Genomic DNA, 18,279 nt, shown 5'->3' with positions numbered 1-18,279 from the left:
CGGGCTGCTGACCAGCCGGCCTGGCTCAGTCGGCCTCACCCACGATGTGGACGTAGATGCAGTCGGTGTTGCCCGGCTCGTGCTCACCCTGGGCGCTGCTCAGGACGACCAGCTGGTCGCCGTCGGCGACCTTGCCTGCATCCTTGAGGGTCTTGTCCACGAACTTCATGAGGTCCTCACGGTTGAAGTCATGGTAGTCCTCGGAGCAGAGGAAGCCCTCGGTGCCCCAGCTCAGGGCCAGCCAATGGAAGGTGTGCTCATTGTTGGTCAGACCGTAGATCGGGGCCGCCGGACGCTCGCGCGAAATCCGGTGGACCGTGTTGCCAGTCTGGGTGAAGGCCACGATGGCCTTGGCGTTGATCTTGTCGGCCAGGTCCACGGCCGCCGAGGAGACGGCACCCGAGTTGGACATGTCGAAGTTGTGCAGGGTGGGGATGCGGTCGAAACCGTGCGCGGTGGCATAGTCGGAGATCTTGGCCATGGTGGTGACCGTGGTGTCGGGGTAATCGCCCACGGCGGTCTCGTTGGATGTCATGGTGGCGTCAGCCCCGTCGAGGACCGCGTTGGCGCAGTCGGAGGCCTCTGCACGGGTGGGGATCGGCGAGTGGACCATGGAGGCCAGGACCTCGGTGGCCACGATGACCGGCTTGGCATACTGACGGGCCAGCTCGATGCAACGCTTGGTCACCAGCGGGACCTGCTCGAAGGGCATCTCGACGGCCATGTCGCCACGGGCGACCATGATCCCGTCGAAGGCCTTGACGATCTCCTCCAGGTTCTCGACGGCCTGGGGCTTCTCGATCTTGGCGACGATCGGGATGCGACGGCCTTCCTCGTCCATGATCTCATGGGCGCGGTCGATGTCGGTTGCGAAACGGACGAAGGACATGGCGATGATGTCGGCGCCGGTGCGGATGGCCCAACGCAGGTCATCCTCGTCCTTTTCGGTCAGGGCGGGAAGGCTCACGGCCACGCCGGGCAGGTTGATGCCCTTGTGGGAGGAGACCGGACCGGCCACGAGGACCTTGGTGTAGACGTTGTTGCCCTCGACCTTGGTGACCTCGAGACGGACCTTGCCGTCGTCGATCAGGACGGGGTCGCCGACGTGGCAATCGCCGGGCAGACCCTTGAAGGTGGTTGAAGTGATGTGCTCGTCACCCTCCACCTCGTCGGTGGTGATGATGAACTCCTGGCCCTCCTTGAGGAGGATCTTGTCTTCGCCGTCGGCGTTCTTCTTGAACCAACCGCACCGGATCTTCGGACCCTGGAGGTCGACCAGCGCCGCCACGTTGCGACCGGTCTTGCGGCTGGCTTCGCGGACGTTGTTGTAAACCTTGAGGTGATCCTCCGGGGTGCCGTGCGAACGGTTGAGCCTGGCCACATCCATGCCCGCCTCGACGAGCTTGGTGATGTTCTCCAGGGACTCCGAAGCCGGCCCGATGGTATCTACAATCTTGGCTTTGCGCATGTGTGCCTGCCTATTCTTGACTATTGGCGTCGGAGGTTGTGCCTCCATTTGTTACCGGTTTCACTGTACATGGGAATCGCGACGGAAGCCAGCGATTTATGTTAACGCTAACATTGTTATTTTCCCAAAGGTCCGCCAGTCTCAGGCTGACCTGACTGCCCCGCTCCTGCGGGACTTGACCATGCTGGCCAGGGCGGACCCGCCGATGCAGACCACAATGACGATCAGCGAGACCCATGTGGGGATGTCGGGCACGGCGGCAATACCCCTCCCATGGTTGATGAAGGGCAGGGTGTTGCCATGCAGGGCCTCCATGATCAGTTTGACCCCGATGAAGGCCAGGACGACCGACAGGCCGATGGGCAGGTAGACCAGCTTGTCCAAGAGGTCGCCCAGCAGGAAGTAGAGCTGCTGGAGGCCCAACAGGGCGAAGACGTTGGAGGTGAAGACGATGAAGGGGTCCTTGGTCAACCCGAAGATGGCGGGGATCGAGTCGAAGGCGAACATGACGTCGGTGGTCCCGATGGCCAGGAAGACGACGAGGAGGGGGGTGAAATAGCGCACCCCTCCCCTGGTCAGCCGCAGATGGTCCCCGTCGTACTCGTCCGTGATGTTCATGACCTTCCGGAGCGCTTTGATAAGGCCGTTCTCATGGTATTCCCCGTCCTTGTCCTTTCCGGTGACCATGTTGTAGGCGGTGTAGAGGAGGAAGAAGCCGAAGATGAAGAATATCCAGGTGAACCTTGTGATCAGGGCCACGCCCGCCAGGATGAAGGCCCCACGCAGGACCAGGGCCACCGCTATGCCGACTCCCAGTACGTACTTCTGCAGGTCGCGGGGGACGGCGAAATTGGACATGATGATGACGAAGACGAAGAGGTTGTCGATGCTGAGGGAGTACTCGGTCAACCAGCCCGAATAGAACTCGACCGCCGACCTGGACCCCGCGACCATCCACAGGAGCCCGCCGAAGACCAGGGCCGCCAGGACGAAGAAGGCTATGTGGGTCAGGCACTCCCTCGTGGAGGGGATGTGCGGCTTCCTGCCGATGATGAAGAGGTCGACGACGAAGAAGACGACCAGGACAAGGAGGGTGGAGACCACGAAAGCTGTTGGGATAGTCGGCATGAGGCCAGATTGTATCGTCTCCACGTTACGTGACACCTGGCCGGCCGGCAATCATCGGCCGGCCGTAACATGCAGCCCCCCTCTTCCTTAACAGGCCCGGAATCCCGACCCAGCCGGGTCGCATCACTTCCCGGCCTGGGTCATCTGACGCAGCTCCTTCTTCAGGTCCTTGATCTCGTCGCGCAGACGGGCGGCCAGCTCGAACTGGAGCTGCTCGGCGGCCGTGTGCATCTGGTCGCTGAGCTGCCTGATCAGATCGGCCAGGTCCTGGGCGGGCAGGCCGGCCTCCAGGATCTCCCTGTGCCGCTTGTCCGCCTCCTCTTTGTCATAGGTGGGTACGCCCAGGTGGGAGTTGCCGGCCTTGTTGGCGTTCCTGTAGCCCCCCTCCAGGAGGGTCTGGGTGTCCACGTCCTCCTTGGCCAGCATGTCGTTGACGTCGCTGATCTTCTTGATCAGGGGCTTGGGGTCGATCCCATGCTCCTTGTTGTAGGCGATCTGCTTGGCCCGGCGCCTGTCCGTCTCGCTGATGGCCTTCTCCATGGCATCCGTCTTCTGGTCGGCATACATGATCACCGTGCCGGACACGTTCCTGGCAGCACGTCCTATCGTCTGGATCAGGGACCGGTAGGAGCGCAGGAAGCCCTCCTTGTCGGCATCCAATATGGCCACCAGGGAGACCTCGGGCAGGTCCAGCCCCTCACGCAGGAGGTTGATGCCCACGATCACGTCGATCTTGCCCTCGCGCAGCTCCCTGAGCAGCTCCACCCTGCGCAGGGTGTCCACGTCCGAGTGGAGGTATTCCACCTTGATGCCACGCTCCAGGAGGTAGTCGGTCAGGTCCTCCGCCATCTTCTTGGTCAGGGTGGTCACCAGGACCCTCTCATGCTTGGCCACCCGGTCCTTTATCTCGGCAAGGAGGTCATCCACCTGGCCCTTGACCGGCCTCACCTCGACCTTGGGATCGAGCAGGCCGGTGGGCCTGATGACCTGTTCCACAACCCCGTCGGACAGGCCCAGCTCGTAGTCGCCGGGGGTGGCGGACAGGTAGACGGTCTGCCCCACATGCTGCAGGAACTCGGGCCACTTTAGGGGGCGGTTGTCCATGGCGGAAGGCAGGCGGAACCCATGCTCCACCAGGGTCCGCTTGCGGCTGGCATCCCCTTCGTACATGGCCCCGATCTGGGGGACGGTCACATGGGACTCGTCGATGACCAGGAGGAAGTCGTCCGGGAAGAAGTCGAGCAGGGTGTGCGGGGGCGTGCCCGGCTCACGGCCGTCGAAGTGCCTGGAGTAGTTCTCCACCCCCGAGCAGGTACCGATCTGCGTCAGCATCTCCAAATCGTAGGTCGTGCGCATGGTCAGACGTTGGGCCTCCAGCTCCTTGCCCTCCTTGCGCAGCTGGCCGACCCTCCAGTCCAGCTCCTCCTTGATGGTCTTCAGGGCCCTCTCCATCCTCTCGGGTCCGGCCACATAGTGAGAGGCAGGGAAGATGTGCACCGATGTCTCGTGGGCTATCTCGTCCCCGGTGAGGGGGTGGAGGGTCGATATCCTGTCGATCTCGTCACCGAAGAACTCGATGCGGACGGCCAGCTCCTCGTAGACGGGGATGATCTCGACGGTGTCCCCCCTCACCCTGAAGGTGCCGCGGGTGAAGGCTATGTCGTTGCGCTTGTATTGCATGTCGACGAACTTGCGCAGGAGGTCGTCCCTGTTGATCCGGTCCCCTTCGTGCAGGAAGAGCATCCTGCCCGCATACTCCTCCGGGGTGCCCAGGCCATAGATGCAGGAGACCGTGGCCACGACCACGCAGTCCCTCCTGGTCAGGAGGTTGGCCGTGGCCGCGTGACGGAGACGCTCCACGTCGTCATTGATGTTCGAGTCCTTCTCGATGTAAGTGTCCGTCTGGGGTATGTAGGCCTCGGGCTGGTAGTAGTCGTAGTAGGAGACGAAGTAGGAGACGGCGTTGTCGGGCATGAGCTCGCGGAACTCCGCACAGAGCTGTGCGGCCAGTGTCTTGTTGGGCTCAAGGATCAGGGTGGGCCGCTGAAGGCGCTCGATCAGCCAGGCCGTAGTGGCCGTCTTGCCAGTGCCCGTGGCCCCCATGAGGACCACGTCGTTCTCCCCGTTCTCTATCCTGCTGGCCAACTCCTCTATGGCCTGCGGCTGGTCACCCGAAGGCTTGTAGGGTGACTTGACCACGAACGGCTTGTCGGTGCGCTCGATGTTGAATCCCATGCGACTCCCCTCATGCCTCGCAATGACGGTCCGTCTCTTCCGCCTCGGACGCGAGGCCCCGATATATCCTATCAACGGAATCGAACATCTGTTCGATTGGAAGCGACCCGTCGATGACGATGTCGGCCAGCCGCCTCCTGTCCTCTTCGGAAGCCTGGCTCCGTATACGCCCAACAGCCTGGTCCCTGGTCATATGCCTGGCGTTCACCATTCGCGCAATGCGTACATCCGCCGGTGCCTCCACATCGAGCACACGGTCGAAGGAAAAGGGGATATGCCCCCCCACCTGGGCCAGGAGGGGGACGTCGTGGACGACCACCAGGGGACGGTCCGACCACTCCTCCTCCAGCCGGGCCGCCTGCCGGTAGACGGCCGGGTGAACGATGGCATCCAGGTCCGCCCTGGCCCTGTTGGCCCTTGCACCGCCGAAGACCAGGGCGGCCAAGAGGGGACGGTCCACAGACCCGTCGGCGGCCAGGACCTGGCGGCCGAACCGCCCGACCACGGCCTCGACGGCCTGGCCACCCGGGGCCAGAACCTGGTGGGCCAGGAGGTCATAGTCAATCAACCGGGCCCCGTCCGCGACCAATCTGGCCGCCACCGTGCTCTTGCCGGCGGCGATGCCACCGGTCAACCCCACACGCAACATGGAATCCTGTCTCCTTTTCGGCCCCTTGGACAACCTGCCCAGATACGGCAGAAGCCCGGACGGGCCGGGCTTCTGACATAGGAGGCTGCAGTCAGTCGATGGGACTCACTGCTTCTCCTTGAGCAGCTGCTCACGCAGGGCGGCCAGCTGGTCGTCGGAGGCCAGGGTGCCCTCGGAGTCGGACTCCGAGCTGTAGTTGGTGGAGGAACCGCCGTTGGACTGATGGTGACCGCCACCGTTGGAGGCGGGGGCGGCGGCAGAGGACTGGTTGTCTTCCGCGGCGGAGGCCTCGGCGTTCTCCAGCTCCTTGGCCACGAAGGCCTTGTGCTGCTCCCAGAGGTCGTGGGCGGCCGCATACTGGGACTCCCACTCCTCGCGCTGCTTCTCGTAGCCGGCGATCCACTCGTTGGTCTCCGGATCGAAGCCCTCGGGGTACTTGTAGTTGCCCTCCTCGTCGTACTCGGCCGGCATGCCGTAGATGGCCGGATCGAAGTCCTCGGAGGCCGGGTCGACGGAATCGTCGGCCTGCTTGAGGGAGAGGGAGATGCGGCGACGGTCCAGGTCGACGTCGATGACCTTGACGAAGATCTCCTCGCCCTGCTTGACCACGGTCTCGGGGTTCTCCACGTGGCGGTTGGCCAGCTCGGAGATGTGGACCAGGCCCTCGATGCCGTCCTCGACAGAGACGAAGACGCCGAACTGCACGATCTTGGTGACCTTGCCCTTGACGATCTGCCCGGGCACATGGGTGCGGGCGAAGCGCTGCCAGGGATCTTCCTGGGTGGCCTTGAGGGAGAGGGAGATGCGCTCGCGGTCCATGTCGACGTCCAGGACCTCGACGGTGACCTTGTCGCCCACCTTGACGACCTCGCTCGGGTGGTCGATGTGCTTCCAGGAGAGCTCGGAGACGTGGATCAGGCCGTCAACACCGCCCAGGTCGACGAAGGCGCCGAAGTTGACGATGGAGCTGACCGTGCCCTCACGGATCTGACCCTTCTTGAGCTGGGCCAGGAAGGTCTCACGGACCTCGGACTGGGTCTCCTCCAGGTACTGGCGGCGGGAGAGGACCACATTGTTGCGGTTCTTGTCCAGCTCCAGGATCTTGGCCTTGATCTTCTGGCCGATGTAGGGGGAAAGGTCGCGCACCCGGCGCATTTCGACCAGGGAGGCAGGCAGGAAGCCACGCAGGCCGATATCGACGATGAGGCCGCCCTTGACCGCTTCGATGACGGTGCCTTCCACGACGCCGTCGGCTTCCTTGATCTTCTCGATGTCGCCCCATGCGCGCTCATACTGTGCGCGCTTCTTGGACAGGATCAGACGGCCTTCCTTGTCCTCCTTGGTGACGACAAGGGCCTCGACCGTGTCGCCCACCTGGACGACATCGTCGGGATCGACGTCCTTCTTGATGGAAAGTTCACGGGAGGGGATGACACCCTCGGTCTTGTAGCCGATGTCCAGCAGCACTTCGTCGTGGTCGATCTTGACGACCGTCCCCTCGACCAGATCGCCGTCTTCGAAGTTCTTGATCGTGGAATCGACTGCCTTGATGAAGTCCTCTTCAGATCCGATATCGTTGATCGCGACCTTCTGGACTTCCTTGTTGTTCTCTGCCATTAATGAGTTGTTTTCTTGTATAGATGGGTTGATGTTTTTCCGTATTCAGTTATGTTTCTTCCCCGCCTCACGGCACGGACGTTATCTATCATAAACGGGGCCAAGGTCATTTCCACCGCCCGACTCCGGGCGTGTCGGACAGATGCTCGGCCGCATCCACGACATTGGCAAGGAGCATGGCCCTGGTCATGGGCCCGACCCCGCCGGGATTGGGGGTGTAAGCCGAGGCCTTCCGCCTGGCATCGGGGTCGATGTCCCCCCTGATCCGCCAGACGCCGCGCCCGCCGTCCCAGACCCTGGTCACCCCGACATCCACCAGGACCGCCCCCTGTTTGACGTCTTCGGCTTTCACGAAACCGGCCTGGCCCACGGCGGCTATGATCACGTCGGCCTGCCTCATGTACCTGGAGGGGTCGACGGTGCCGCGGTGGCACAGGGTCACGGTGGCGTTCACCCCCTTGCGGGAGAGGAGGAGGCCGACGGTCCGGCCCACGGTGAGCCCCCTCCCCAGCACACAGACGTTCTTCCCCTCCAGGTCTATGCCGTAGGCATCGAGAAGGGTCATGATCCCCCGCGGGGTGCAGGGCAACGGCGTGTCCAGATCCCCATCCACGTGCAGGACCAGCTGGCCCAGGTTGTAGGGGTGCATCCCATCCGCGTCCTTGGCTGGATCGATCCTCTTGATGATCCCTGTGGGATCGACCCCCTCCGGCAGGGGGAGTTGGACGATGTAGCCCGTGCAGTCAGGGTTGTGGTTGAGTTCGTCCACGGCCTGGAGGATGCGCTCACGCCCGCAGTCGGCCGGAAGGTCGATGCGGATGGAGTCGATGCCCACCTGGGCACAGTCCCGGTGCTTGCCGGCCACGTAACGCAGGGATCCGGGATCCTCCCCCACCAGAATCGTCCCGAGTCCGACTCGGACCCCACGCGACCTGAGTGCGTCGACCCTTTGTTTGAGCCGGGACTTGATCTCCTCGGATGTGGCCCTGCCGTCCAGTTTCAATGCCGTCAAACCTGCTCCTCACCCGCCGTTTTCCATCCGGCGTCAGACTTAGGGCAAGGATAGCCGCAGGGGGTGCCGACCGGCAGGTCGCTTGTCCGTAATGAGAATCATAATCAATAGTGCACATGCCGGATCCACCCCCCTCGCCGTCAGGTTCAGGAGGACGGTCATCACCGAAGGCGGGAGTCGGAACCGGCCGATGACAACATCAAAAGGGGAAGTGCCATGACAGGCGAAACTGAAGACGGACACCCGGCAGGGCCCTGCATAGAATTCGACCACGCCGCCGTTTCACGCTCGGGCCACCTGGTCTGGTCGGAGGGCACCTTCTCCATCCCGGCCGGTACGGTGACCGCAATCGTGGGGACCAACGGGGCAGGCAAGACCACGATGATGAAGACCGAGCTGGGCCTGCTCCCCCTCTCCTCGGGGGAGGTGCGGGTGCTGGGCCGTCCGGCGGGTCAGGCCAACGGCCTGGTCGGCTATGTGCCCCAGGGATACACGGCCAATGTCGATGCCAACCTGACAGCGGAGCAATCCGTCCTGCTGGGCCTGACCGGGACCCGTTTCGGCATCCACCTGACCACCGGCACCGACCGGGCCCGCGCCCATGACGCCTTGGCCTTCGTCGGGATGGGAGACAGGGCGGACACCCGTCTTTCCCGCCTGTCAGGCGGCCTGCGCCAGCGCGTGGCCATAGCCCAGGCGCTGGTCTCCGGCCCCCGTCTGCTCATGCTGGACGAACCCCTCGCCAACCTGGACCTGGCCAGCCAGCAGGCCACGGTCCACCTGCTGGGACGGCTCAACCGGGACCTGGGCATGTCGATCCAGGTGGTGGCCCACGACCTGAACATGCTCCTGCCCATACTCACCGGGGCCGTCTACCTCCTGGACGGCCACCCCCACTACGCCGACATGGACGTCATGCTCGACACCGACCTTCTCACCCACCTGTACGGGACCAGCGTGGAGGTCGTCACCACTCCCCAGGGGGAGATGTTCGTGGCCCCCAGTCCGGATGAGAGGGAGGGTCTGGAACGTGACCGCTTCCAACCGACCGAGCTGGCACACAGGCAGGTGCTCGGCATGAGGCCCGAGGCGGCCGGAGAGGGTATCGCGGCCAAGGAGAGCCCTGGCCACGAACCCGGCAGACCACACAGGCACGGCATAATCGGCCGGCGGAGGCGTACGGCCGGCGCCGGTGAGGCCATGTCCAGGGGGAAGGAAGCGGTGAAAAGGAGGAGGAACCATGACTGACATGCTGAGATTCGACCCGCGCTGGCTGGAGACCCTGTCGGCCCCCTTCATGGTCCACGCCATGCTGGCCGGGGTCTGCATAGCCCTGGCTGCTGGTGTCATGGGTTACTTCACCATAGCCCGCCATTCCACCTTCGCCGCCCATGCCCTTGCCCACATCGGCCTGCCGGGAGCCACCGGGGCCGTCCTTCTGGGCCTGCCTGTCTCATTGGGTCTGGGATTGTTCGCGCTGGGTGGGGCACTGGTCATCGGAGCCTTGGGCAAGAAAGCCTCGCAGAGGGAGATAGCCACGGGGACCGTCCTGGCCTTCGCCACGGGGCTGGGCCTCTTCTTCGCACGGATGTCCAGTTCGGCCTCACAGCAGATGCAGGCCATCCTCTTCGGATCGATCCTGACCATCACGCAGGGTCAGGTGGTCGGCTTCATCATCTTCGACCTGGTCCTCCTGGCGGTCGTCAGCCTGGTCTACCGCCCCCTCCTCTTCAGCTCCCTGGATGAGCAGGTGGCCCAGGCGCGCGGGGTCCCCATCACCGCCATGAACCTGATATTCATGGCCATCATGGCCGGGGTCATCACGATAGCGGTTCCGGCGGTGGGAACCCTACTGATCTTCGCTTTGGTCATCACCCCGGCGGCCACGGCCAACATCCTGGCGGCCACACCGGTCAAGTCCATGGCGGTATCCACGTTGATCTGCCTGATATCCATCTGGGGGGGCCTGATCATCTCCGCCATGTTCCCCGCCCCGCCCAGCTTCGTCATCGTCACGCTTTCCACCCTCTTCTGGGCCCTGGCCAAGGGGTGGCAGGCGCTGAAGGCATAGGTGGCCGCCGGGTTGATGGCCTGATTCGGATGGGGTCCTTCAGGTTGTGACCAGGAGGGCGGAGGCGATGGCTGCCACCCCCTCACCCCGGCCGGTGAAGCCCATTCCATCAGTGGTCGTGGCCGTCAGGGAGACCGGGCCGCCGACCGCCAGGGACATGGCCTTCCGGGCCTCTTCACGGCGTGAATCCAGATGGGGGCGGCTGGCCACCAGGACGACCGAGGCCTTGCCCAGCCTGAATCCCCTGGCCGATATCAGGCCGCAGACCTCCCTCAGCATGTCCCCTCCATGCATCCCGGCCCCCCGGGAATCACGGCCGACGCCGAACAGGGACCCGATGTCGCCCAAGTCCGCTGCCGACAGGACGGCATCCACCAGGGCATGAGCGGCCACGTCACCATCGGAGTCGCCATCGAGGCCAGGCCCCTCCCCATCCCACTCCAGGCAGGCCAGCCAGAGGGGACGGTCCTGACGCGGGGAAAACCTGTGGGCGTCGAAACCCAGTCCGGTGCTGAAACCGGTCCCTCCCGCCGGCGTACCGCATATCGCCGAAACGTCTGGACCATGACGATCGCAATGAGAATCTTGAGACATGATGGCACCCCTGACCACTGTTGAGCCGGGCCTGCGGCACCGGCGTCCGCGACGGGCGTCCTCACCCGTCGCGGACGGGTCACTTCTTGGACTTGGCCTTGGCCGCCCGGGCCTCTTCGGCCACACGGGCCAGGGTCTGGGAGGCAGGCTCCTTCGGAGACTTGGTGTGATGCTTCTCATCGCCCGGCTGAGGTTCGGCGTAGCCGAGGTTGACGTCCAGGAGCCGCTGGGCCTCATCCTCGTCCAGCTTCTCGGACAGGGCGATCTCGGATGTCAGAATGCTGCGCGCTTTCAGGAGCATCCGCTTCTCCCCCGCCGACAGGCCGTGCTCGTCCACGTCACGCTGGGAGAGGTCGCGGACCACCTCGGCGATCTTGTTGACCTCACCGGTGGCGATCTTCTCGACGTTCAGCTTGTAGCGTCGCGACCAGTTCATCTCCTTCTCCTCGATGACCGGCGTGCGCAGGATCTCGAAGACCTTGGCCACCGCCTTGGCATCCACGATGTCCCTGATGCCGACCTTCTTGGCATTCTCCACAGGGACGTTGATGACCAGGCCATCGGAGGAGAGGACGGACAGTTCGAGATACTGCCGGGTGACACCCTTGACGGTCCGCTCGGTGATGGCATCCACCCTGGCAGCACCATGACGCGGATAGACCACCATATCACCGACCTTGTAACCCATGTACCCTCCAGAGTGAATGTATGAAATTCCTTATAATAATCACATTCGGTATGGACTTGCAGATTGGGAGCTCAGAGGATGACGGGGGTCCGCGCAGGGCGGCCGGAAGGGTCGGTGCACGGCCGGTACGCCCCCATGGGGGTGCGCAGTGACTATCCTGGTCTCATAGGATTCCACAAGGGGCGTCCGGATCGATCAGGACGGCCATGACACAAGGCAGAACGCAAGACCCATCATCCAAGGAACGAAGGCAGAGGACGGCATGATCAAGAACAGCAGCCATTACAGCACACCGAGCACCATCCTGGTGGTCGAGGATGAACCCACCCTGGCCACCGCCATCGCCCAGCGCATCACGGCAGAGGGGTGGACGGCCCGGGTGGCCTCGGACGGGGCCAGCGCCGTGCAGGCGGCCGCCCAGCTCAAACCCGACCTGGTCATCATGGACATCATGCTGCCGGTGATGGACGGGCTGGAGGCCACCAAGCGGATCGTGGCCGAACGCCCGGTCCCGGTCCTTATCCTGACCGCCCGTGACGATGAGGCCGACAAGGTGACCGGCCTGGGCGCCGGGGCCGACGACTACATGACCAAGCCCTTCTCCATGCGAGAGCTGATCGCCCGCTGCAAGGCCCTCCTGCGCCGGGTGGAGCGGGCCAAGGTCATCGCCAAGAACTCCGAGAACGAGAAGGTCCTGGACTTCGGCAGCCTGGTCATCGACCCGGCCCAACGCATCGTGACCCTCAACGGCAGCCAGGTCCATCTCACCCCCACCGAGTTCGATCTTTTGGCCACCCTGGCCCGCAAGCCCAAGTCCGTCCTGACCCGCGAGAAGCTCCTTGAAGAGGTCTGGGATTGGGTGGACGCCTCCGGCACCAGGACCGTGGACTCACACGTCAAGGCCCTCCGCCACAAGCTGGGTTCGCAGATGATCAGGACCGTCCACGGGGTCGGATACGCCTTCGAGCCCCCCCAGGAGGATGCGGAGTGAATCGGCGCCGGTGAGCCCTCGGGGGTTCGCCGCACGGCCGGGGCCCGCGAGCGCCGTCCTGGTCGGTTGAAATATCGGTCAGAGCCGGGCCATGGGCCGGCAGGGGACCTTGGGAGGATGAATGGCAGCCAAGAGGAACGGCCATACGGGTGCATCGTTGAGCGCGAAGGTGGACAGGGAACGGCCCATCTCCGCCTTCGCCTCGCTCAAGGTGGAGCTGAGCGTCCTGATCACGATATCGACCGCCATCTCCTTCGTCATGGCCTGGTTCCTCCTCAAGATGGGTTGGAGCGGCTGGATTGCCATGCCCCTGACCCTGGTCGTCTCCCTGGGAATCACATACTTCTTCTCCCGCGGCTTGACGGCCCCCCTCAGGCAGATGCGGGACGCGGCCGAAGCCATGGCCGAGGGCGATTACTCCGTGCGCGTCCACGAATCCAGCACCAGCCACGACGAGGTGGGTCTCCTGGCCCGCTCCTTCAATGAAATGGCGGGCGAACTCCAGCATGCCGACCAGATGAGGAGGGACATGGTGGCCAACGTCAGCCATGAGTTGCGCACCCCCGTATCCGCCCTCCAGGCCATGGTCGAGAACATGGCCGACGGCGTCACCGACCCCACCCCCGCCAACCTGGAGAGCATCCTGGATCAGACCCACCGCCTGTCGGACCTGATCGCCTTCCTCCTGGACCTCTCGCGGATGGAAGCCGGGGCCGCCAGCCTGCGGATCGAGGAATTCGACTTTTCGGACTTCATAGACGAGACCCTCGAGCCCCTGGAGATAGCCGATGCCGGACACGCCCATGACATCCAGGTGGACCTGCAGGAGGGGCTGACCATGGAGGGTGACCAGGACAGGCTCCGTCAGCTCTTCACCAACATCATCTCCAACGCCCTCAAGCATTCGCAGGACGGGACCCGGGTCCTGATCCAGGCCCATGAGGATGAGGCTGCGGGGACCGTGGTGACCAACGTAATCAATTTCGGGTCCCAGATCCCCCCCGAGGCCCGTTCCGACATCTTCCGCCGCTTCGTCAAGGGCAAGGCCGGCCCGGGCACGGAGTCCGGCGGGACCGGCCTGGGACTGTCCATTGCCAGGTGGGCGGCCCAGCTGCACGGAGGACAGGTCCAGGTGGTTGACGACCCGAGGGGGGTGGACTTCGAAATCACCCTTCCCAAGTACCACATCGAAGAGGACGAAGACATGGCCACGGACGGGGACGGGAACTCCCCGGCCTGGCGGAGGCGGCGGTAGCCGCAGACCCCGGACGGACCCTCCCTCGGGAACCTCCGGTCCACCCCCTGTCCCATCCAGGACCCATAATGTATTCGAACATATGTTCGAATACGACTAGGCCCGAGGTGATGACATGATTGGACAGGTCGAAGACAAGACAGGGGTCCTGGCCAGGGCAGGGACCTGCCTTGCGGATGCCCTTACGAAGGCGGGACGGGACCCGCGCCCCATCCCCCAGGCCCTGGAGTCCGTCCATGCGGGATTCCCCTCCGTGGCCCAGGACTACTTCAACGGGGACTTCAGCTTCGACGAGAACGTCATCGTCCACCCGGACTCCACCTTCATCATCCACGTCGCAGGCGATTCCATGACGGGGGCCGGCATATTCGACGGGGACCTCCTGGTGGTGGACCGGTCCCTGGAACCTCACGAGGGGGACATAGTCGTCGCCATCCTGGATGACGAAATGCTGGTCAAACGTCTGGTCTGCCGACGGGGAAAGGCCATACTCCACGCCGAGAACCCCGCCTATCCCGACTTCACCCCCGGTGATGGCGAAGACCTGGTCATCTGGGGGGTGGTCACGGGCAACTACCACTGGCAGCGTCCCCAGACCGCCCCCAGCAGGGGGGGACGGCCCCTCCCCCACGTCACCTATCCCGGCCAGCGCCCTCCTGCACGATCGGATGGGCAGGCGGGAGCGAGAGGCGGACCCGGGCGGACCATGCAGCCCACCGGGAAGGCCTCCTTCGGCTCCGTCTACCCCAGTGCGGAGTGGGGCCACCATGACTGACCAGACAGGCAGGGACCCGAGCCCGGAGGATGACGGTGACCGGGATGGGCACGTGGACCCCCGTGATCTCCACCAGCGGCTGGTCCCTCAGGTGGTCCTGGCTGATGCCAACTCATTCTTCGCCTCCTGCGAGGCCGTATTCGACCCCTCCCTGGCCTGCCGGCCGGTCGTCGTCCTGTCCAACAACGACGGCTGCGTGGTGGCCCGCAACCGGGAGGCCAAGAGGTTGGGCATCAAGAACGGCACACCCTGGTTCAAGATCCGGGGACAGGCCGAACATGACGGTGTCGTGGCCCGCAGCTCCAACTACGAGCTCTATGCCAGCCTCTCCCACAGGATGATGGCGATCATGAGCCGGTTCCTGCCCAACCAGGAGGTCTACTCGATCGACGAGTGCTTCATGAACACCTTATGGGATGACGAGGGCACCATGGCCATCTGCAGGGACCTGCGCCAGACCGTCCTGCGCTGCACGGGGATACCTGTCAGCGTGGGTGTGGCCCCCACCAAGACCCTGGCCAAGGTGGCCAACCACTGGGCCAAAGACCACCCGGCCGAGGGGGGCGTGACCCTGTGGGAGGAGGTTCAGGCCACCCATGGCGACCAGGCCCTGGTCTCGGTCCCGGTCGGTGAGGTTTGGGGGGTGGGCCACCGCCTGACCCGGAAGCTGATGGGGATGGGTATCGTCAACGCATTGGACCTGCGTGAGGCCGATCCGACCCTGATCAGAAGACGCTTCTCGGTCCTCCTGCAGCGCACGGTCCTGGAGTTGAGGGGGGTGCCCTGCATAGAGCGCGAGGAGGATGCCTCGCAGGGGGTGCGCACCGATCAGATCCTGTGCTCCCGCATGTTCTCCACCCCGATCGAGGGGTACGAGACCCTGGCCCAGGCCCTGAGCATATACGCCCAGAAGGCCTGCCGCAGGCTCCGCCGGCAGAACGGCCTCTGCACCAGGGTGAGGGCCTTCTGCTCGACCAGCCCCTACAGCCCGCAGGATTACACGGCTTCCAACCACACCGTCACCCTGGAGGATCCCAGCGACGACCCCATCGTCATCGCCCGGGCCGCCTGCCAGGCCTTGAGGGGGAGGATCGATCCCCATGCCCGTTACATACGGGCCGGGGTGGTCCTGCTGGACCTGCTGGACGCCGACGGATTCCAGACCCTGGAAGGGCTGGGACCCAGCCGGGACGAGCATGACCTGGGTTCGGTCATTGAGCAGGCCGCCCGTCGCTACGGCCCCTTCCGCGTGGGAATCGGATATGGGGGGATTCGCGGGAAGGGGAGGATGAACGACGATGCCGGCGCCGAGTGGTCCATGACCAGGCGTCTCCTCTCCCCCAGGTGCACTACCCGGTGGGACGAGATGGCCGTGGCCTATGCCCGCTGAGGAGGTCCTGCCCCGGCCAGGGCAAGGGCGGTGAGCGGGTGCGCGCCTGTTTCATTCAGGACGGAGGCGCACTGCCGAAGGGTCGCCCCCGTGGTGATGATGTCGTCCAGGAGGATGACAGCCCGACCCTCCGGGCAGGGGCGGCCGACGCACTCCACGTGGCCTGTCAGCCGGTGGGATCTGGCTGCTCGGCCACCTGCCTGGACAGCCTTCTTCCTGACCCCCCGCAGGGCCAGGCAGGGGGCAGGTTCGGCCGGCAGGCCCGACCCGGTCAGCGTCTCCGCCAGGGCTGCGGCCAGGGGGGCCAGGTGTGACCGCCCCCTTCGCCTGAGAGAGGAGGGCGAGGAGGGTGCCGGGACCACCAGGAGACGCCCTCGTGCAGGCAGGGAGGAATAGGCGGACAGGATGAGGGGGAGGATGGTCCGGGCCAGGGAGGAGATGGCGGCGGCCAGGGGGCGGTTCACCTCGATGTCGCCGTGGTCCTTCCAAGAGAGCAGGGTCCGCCTGACCGGCCCCGCATAGTCAGCGCAGACATGGGCGGTGCCCAATTCCAGGTAAGGGGCGGGGATGGCCCTGGCCTGGGCGAAGAGAAGAGAACAGGAAGGGCAGAGGACCTGGTCGGGCCTGTCACAGCCTGCACAGCCCCTGGGCAGGAAGACATCCACCAGGGAGCGCCCCAGCGAGAACAGACAGCCCGTCAGGCCGGACAGGGCGCCGTCCGCCCCCCGCACCGTCGGCTCAGACGGCGGGGAAGGCCGGCCTCCTTGCGGGCGCCCGCTGCTTGGGCGGTCAGCGTCGGGGCCGCCGTGATCCTGGTTCATCCATCGCATGCGGCCATCCAACCAGGCCCGCCGCCGCTGCCGGCATCGGTCGGCCCATGTGGTCGGATGTCGGGAACCGGTCCGAAAGCGGTGCCTGCCGGGATTCAGACCCCGCCCAGGCAGCGGTTGAGTTCCCTGACCAGGAGGAGGGCATCGTCGGGGTCACGCACACGCAGGGCCAACGCGCCTGCCGTGGCAGCCGGATAGTCGTTGCCGTCCGGGTCCATCCGGTCGCCGACGAAAAGGATCTCGTCCGTTGCCAGGCCGAGGATCCCCGCCAGCGATCTGACGGCGTAGGCCTTGTCCATCCCCCTGGCCGAAATGTCGACGCTGGTGGACCCCCCTGACCTGACCTGCAGGTCGGGCAGGTCGGCGGCCACGGCCCTGGCCAGCCTGTCCTTGCGTTCATTGTCCGGGTCCCAAGCCTCCTTGGCCTCGACGGGAGCCTGTTGGCCCAGAGCGGAGAAGGTGATCTGGCTGCCCCGGTCCTCGATTCGGGGACCCCAGACATTCTCCTCCCAATCACCTTGCTCGCGGGCACGGCGTTCGAGGCTGGCCATGGCCGCCCGCCTTTCGTCTGCGGTGAGATCGTGGGCGTATACCTGACGCCAATCGCCATCCTCCCACCTGTAGTAGCGGGTCCCGCTGGTGGGCATGACATGGATCCTCATCTTGGGGGTTTCCGGTGGGAGCACGGCCAGTACCTGGTCCCTTATCTGCTCGAAACGGCCCCCCGAGATGATGGCCACGGGTCGGTGACGGGCCAGGGCGGCCAGGGATGAGGCCATGTCATCTCCCATCCGCGATTTTGACCGTGCCAGGGTGTTGTCCAGGTCGAAGGCGAAGGCCCCCGCCCGGGAGCACAGTCCCGCCAGATCGCATTCCTGCCATGAGGGAACCCTGACCGCCCTTGAAACCATGTCCGCCCCATCCCTTCTTCGGCCTTCCAACCGGAAAGGCCGACAGATCGGCCGGCCATGCATCCCTGAGGATCCCATGGCGGGCCTGACGACAGGGGCCATGATACAGACCACCGGGGAGAAGGAGGTGCCGGCCGATGCCGGTGAGGGCGAGCCCGGGCGAGGGGGACATGCCACACATACCCACTCCCCCTCCCCGCCCTCAGGGGCTAAGGTTGATGCCATGGATTCCCAGCAAGCGCCTTGGCAGCAGAAGATTTACCGTGACACCCACGGCAGGGGGATGCGCAGGCCCACCTTCGGCAGCAGACTGCCCCGCTACCGGACACGCTGCGGATCGTTCGACGACCTGTTCGCCAGGCAGATTCGCAGGCTCTACCTTGCCTGGCCTGAGTTGGTAGGCCCCGTGCAGTTCGCCGTGGAGGACGTCCCCGTCTCGGAACCCACCCCCTGGGACGAGGCCGACGGGATGTTCTCACGCTCCTTCCCCCCCTCCCGGGGAATTCCCGCCAGGATCATCCTCTACCGCATGCCCATACAGGAGCGCTGCAGGAACAACTACGAGGTCACCTACGCCATACGCGAGGAACTCGCCCTCCGGCTCTCCGACCTTTACGGCAGGGCCCCCGAGGACATAGATCCCTCCTGCGCTTTCTAGGCAGCCC

The 18,279-nt window shown here is 64.8% G+C and carries 16 protein-coding genes and 1 pseudogene; 7 read left to right on the top strand and 10 right to left on the bottom strand.

Annotated elements, in window-relative coordinates; translation table 11 throughout:
• Positions 1-25: 25 nt before the first annotated feature.
• The 6 genes from pyk to V6584_RS03585 all read right to left on the bottom strand — a co-directional run bounded on the left by pyk (position 26) and on the right by V6584_RS03585 (position 8,109).
• On the bottom strand, positions 26-1,468 hold the full coding sequence (pyk, locus tag V6584_RS03610; protein ID WP_340469086.1) for a pyruvate kinase: 1,443 nt from the start codon (positions 1,466-1,468) through the stop codon (positions 26-28).
• Between the two features lie 141 nt (positions 1,469-1,609).
• Positions 1,610-2,596, bottom strand: coding sequence for a TerC/Alx family metal homeostasis membrane protein (locus tag V6584_RS03605; protein WP_340469085.1), 987 nt, complete (start codon positions 2,594-2,596; stop codon positions 1,610-1,612).
• 123 nt (positions 2,597-2,719) lie between these two features.
• Positions 2,720-4,831: an excinuclease ABC subunit UvrB gene (gene uvrB / locus V6584_RS03600; RefSeq protein ID WP_340469084.1), complete on the bottom strand. Its 2,112-nt coding sequence runs from the start codon at positions 4,829-4,831 to the stop codon at positions 2,720-2,722.
• A gap of 10 nt (positions 4,832-4,841) precedes the next feature.
• Positions 4,842-5,480, bottom strand: a complete 639-nt coding sequence (gene coaE, locus V6584_RS03595; protein ID WP_340469083.1) for a dephospho-CoA kinase — start codon at positions 5,478-5,480, stop codon at positions 4,842-4,844.
• 105 nt (positions 5,481-5,585) lie between these two features.
• The gene (gene rpsA, locus V6584_RS03590) at positions 5,586-7,097 is read right to left on the bottom strand and encodes a 30S ribosomal protein S1 (RefSeq protein WP_340469082.1); all 1,512 of its coding nucleotides are present in this window, start codon (positions 7,095-7,097) and stop codon (positions 5,586-5,588) included.
• A 106-nt stretch (positions 7,098-7,203) separates the two neighbouring features.
• Positions 7,204-8,109 (bottom strand): bifunctional methylenetetrahydrofolate dehydrogenase/methenyltetrahydrofolate cyclohydrolase, encoded by a 906-nt coding sequence (locus V6584_RS03585; protein ID WP_340469081.1) that lies wholly within the window; start codon positions 8,107-8,109, stop codon positions 7,204-7,206.
• A gap of 216 nt (positions 8,110-8,325) precedes the next feature.
• On the opposite strand from V6584_RS03585, the pseudogene V6584_RS03580 reads away from it, so the two are divergent.
• Together V6584_RS03580 and V6584_RS03575 are read left to right on the top strand one after the other, a co-directional pair.
• Positions 8,326-9,168, top strand: a pseudogene (locus tag V6584_RS03580) (metal ABC transporter ATP-binding protein); the annotation flags it as partial.
• Positions 9,169-9,349: 181 nt separating this feature from the next.
• Positions 9,350-10,180 carry a metal ABC transporter permease gene (locus V6584_RS03575; RefSeq protein ID WP_340469079.1) on the top strand — a complete coding sequence of 277 codons (831 nt, stop codon included), beginning with the start codon at positions 9,350-9,352 and terminating at the stop codon, positions 10,178-10,180.
• A 39-nt stretch (positions 10,181-10,219) separates the two neighbouring features.
• Here V6584_RS03575 and ispF read toward each other — a convergent pair whose 3' ends face one another.
• Positions 10,220-10,774 carry a 2-C-methyl-D-erythritol 2,4-cyclodiphosphate synthase gene (ispF, locus tag V6584_RS03570; RefSeq protein WP_340486208.1) on the bottom strand — a complete coding sequence of 185 codons (555 nt, stop codon included), beginning with the start codon at positions 10,772-10,774 and terminating at the stop codon, positions 10,220-10,222.
• Positions 10,775-10,853: 79 nt separating this feature from the next.
• Entirely contained in the window at positions 10,854-11,462 is a 609-nt protein-coding gene (locus V6584_RS03565; RefSeq protein WP_340469077.1) for a CarD family transcriptional regulator, read from the bottom strand.
• Between the two features lie 262 nt (positions 11,463-11,724).
• Here V6584_RS03565 and V6584_RS03560 point away from each other — a divergent pair, with 262 nt between their 5' ends.
• The 4 genes from V6584_RS03560 (at position 11,725) to V6584_RS03545 (ending at position 15,873) form a co-directional block, all read left to right on the top strand.
• Complete coding sequence (locus V6584_RS03560; protein WP_340469076.1) at positions 11,725-12,453, top strand: response regulator transcription factor; 729 nt, start codon at positions 11,725-11,727, stop codon at positions 12,451-12,453.
• 121 nt (positions 12,454-12,574) lie between these two features.
• Positions 12,575-13,708 (top strand): sensor histidine kinase, encoded by a 1,134-nt coding sequence (locus V6584_RS03555; protein ID WP_340469075.1) that lies wholly within the window; start codon positions 12,575-12,577, stop codon positions 13,706-13,708.
• A 115-nt stretch (positions 13,709-13,823) separates the two neighbouring features.
• Complete coding sequence (locus V6584_RS03550; RefSeq protein WP_340469074.1) at positions 13,824-14,483, top strand: LexA family protein; 660 nt, start codon at positions 13,824-13,826, stop codon at positions 14,481-14,483.
• Positions 14,476-15,873 carry a Y-family DNA polymerase gene (locus tag V6584_RS03545; RefSeq protein ID WP_340469073.1) on the top strand — a complete coding sequence of 466 codons (1,398 nt, stop codon included), beginning with the start codon at positions 14,476-14,478 and terminating at the stop codon, positions 15,871-15,873. The genes V6584_RS03550 and V6584_RS03545 overlap by 8 nt, the downstream gene beginning before the upstream one ends.
• Here the strand turns inward: V6584_RS03545 and V6584_RS03540 are convergent.
• Positions 15,861-16,694: a ComF family protein gene (locus V6584_RS03540; RefSeq protein WP_340469072.1), complete on the bottom strand. Its 834-nt coding sequence runs from the start codon at positions 16,692-16,694 to the stop codon at positions 15,861-15,863. The two genes, V6584_RS03545 and V6584_RS03540, sit on opposite strands and share 13 nt — an antisense overlap.
• A 104-nt stretch (positions 16,695-16,798) precedes the next feature.
• Positions 16,799-17,614, bottom strand: a complete 816-nt coding sequence (locus V6584_RS03535; protein ID WP_340469071.1) for an HAD-IIB family hydrolase — start codon at positions 17,612-17,614, stop codon at positions 16,799-16,801.
• Positions 17,615-17,837: 223 nt separating this feature from the next.
• Here V6584_RS03535 and V6584_RS03530 point away from each other — a divergent pair, with 223 nt between their 5' ends.
• Positions 17,838-18,272 carry a metallopeptidase family protein gene (locus tag V6584_RS03530; RefSeq protein WP_340486206.1) on the top strand — a complete coding sequence of 145 codons (435 nt, stop codon included), beginning with the start codon at positions 17,838-17,840 and terminating at the stop codon, positions 18,270-18,272.
• Positions 18,273-18,279 lie beyond the last annotated feature (7 nt).

Origin of the sequence: Bifidobacterium favimelis (assembly GCF_037963085.1) — a bacterium.
Taxonomy (GTDB): Bacteria; Actinomycetota; Actinomycetes; order Actinomycetales; family Bifidobacteriaceae; genus Bombiscardovia; species Bombiscardovia favimelis.
Note: the sequence above shows the minus strand (reverse complement) of the source record. Positions and strands in the feature narration are given on the sequence as shown.

What these genes read in the sequence shown, in the direction of transcription:
- pyk (WP_340469086.1), bottom strand. Translation starts at nt 1,468, where the DNA reads ATGCGCAAAGCCAAGATTGTAGATACCATCGGGCCGGCTTCGGAGTCC.
- V6584_RS03605 (WP_340469085.1), bottom strand. Translation starts at nt 2,596, where the DNA reads ATGCCGACTATCCCAACAGCTTTCGTGGTCTCCACCCTCCTTGTCCTG.
- uvrB (WP_340469084.1), bottom strand. Translation starts at nt 4,831, where the DNA reads ATGGGATTCAACATCGAGCGCACCGACAAGCCGTTCGTGGTCAAGTCA.
- coaE (WP_340469083.1), bottom strand. Translation starts at nt 5,480, where the DNA reads ATGTTGCGTGTGGGGTTGACCGGTGGCATCGCCGCCGGCAAGAGCACG.
- rpsA (WP_340469082.1), bottom strand. Translation starts at nt 7,097, where the DNA reads ATGGCAGAGAACAACAAGGAAGTCCAGAAGGTCGCGATCAACGATATC.
- V6584_RS03575 (WP_340469079.1), top strand. Translation starts at nt 9,350, where the DNA reads ATGACTGACATGCTGAGATTCGACCCGCGCTGGCTGGAGACCCTGTCG.
- ispF (WP_340486208.1), bottom strand. Translation starts at nt 10,774, where the DNA reads ATGTCTCAAGATTCTCATTGCGATCGTCATGGTCCAGACGTTTCGGCG.
- V6584_RS03565 (WP_340469077.1), bottom strand. Translation starts at nt 11,462, where the DNA reads ATGGGTTACAAGGTCGGTGATATGGTGGTCTATCCGCGTCATGGTGCT.
- V6584_RS03560 (WP_340469076.1), top strand. Translation starts at nt 11,725, where the DNA reads ATGATCAAGAACAGCAGCCATTACAGCACACCGAGCACCATCCTGGTG.
- V6584_RS03555 (WP_340469075.1), top strand. Translation starts at nt 12,575, where the DNA reads ATGGCAGCCAAGAGGAACGGCCATACGGGTGCATCGTTGAGCGCGAAG.
- V6584_RS03550 (WP_340469074.1), top strand. Translation starts at nt 13,824, where the DNA reads ATGATTGGACAGGTCGAAGACAAGACAGGGGTCCTGGCCAGGGCAGGG.
- V6584_RS03545 (WP_340469073.1), top strand. Translation starts at nt 14,476, where the DNA reads ATGACTGACCAGACAGGCAGGGACCCGAGCCCGGAGGATGACGGTGAC.
- V6584_RS03540 (WP_340469072.1), bottom strand. Translation starts at nt 16,694, where the DNA reads ATGAACCAGGATCACGGCGGCCCCGACGCTGACCGCCCAAGCAGCGGG.
- V6584_RS03535 (WP_340469071.1), bottom strand. Translation starts at nt 17,614, where the DNA reads ATGGTTTCAAGGGCGGTCAGGGTTCCCTCATGGCAGGAATGCGATCTG.
- V6584_RS03530 (WP_340486206.1), top strand. Translation starts at nt 17,838, where the DNA reads ATGGATTCCCAGCAAGCGCCTTGGCAGCAGAAGATTTACCGTGACACC.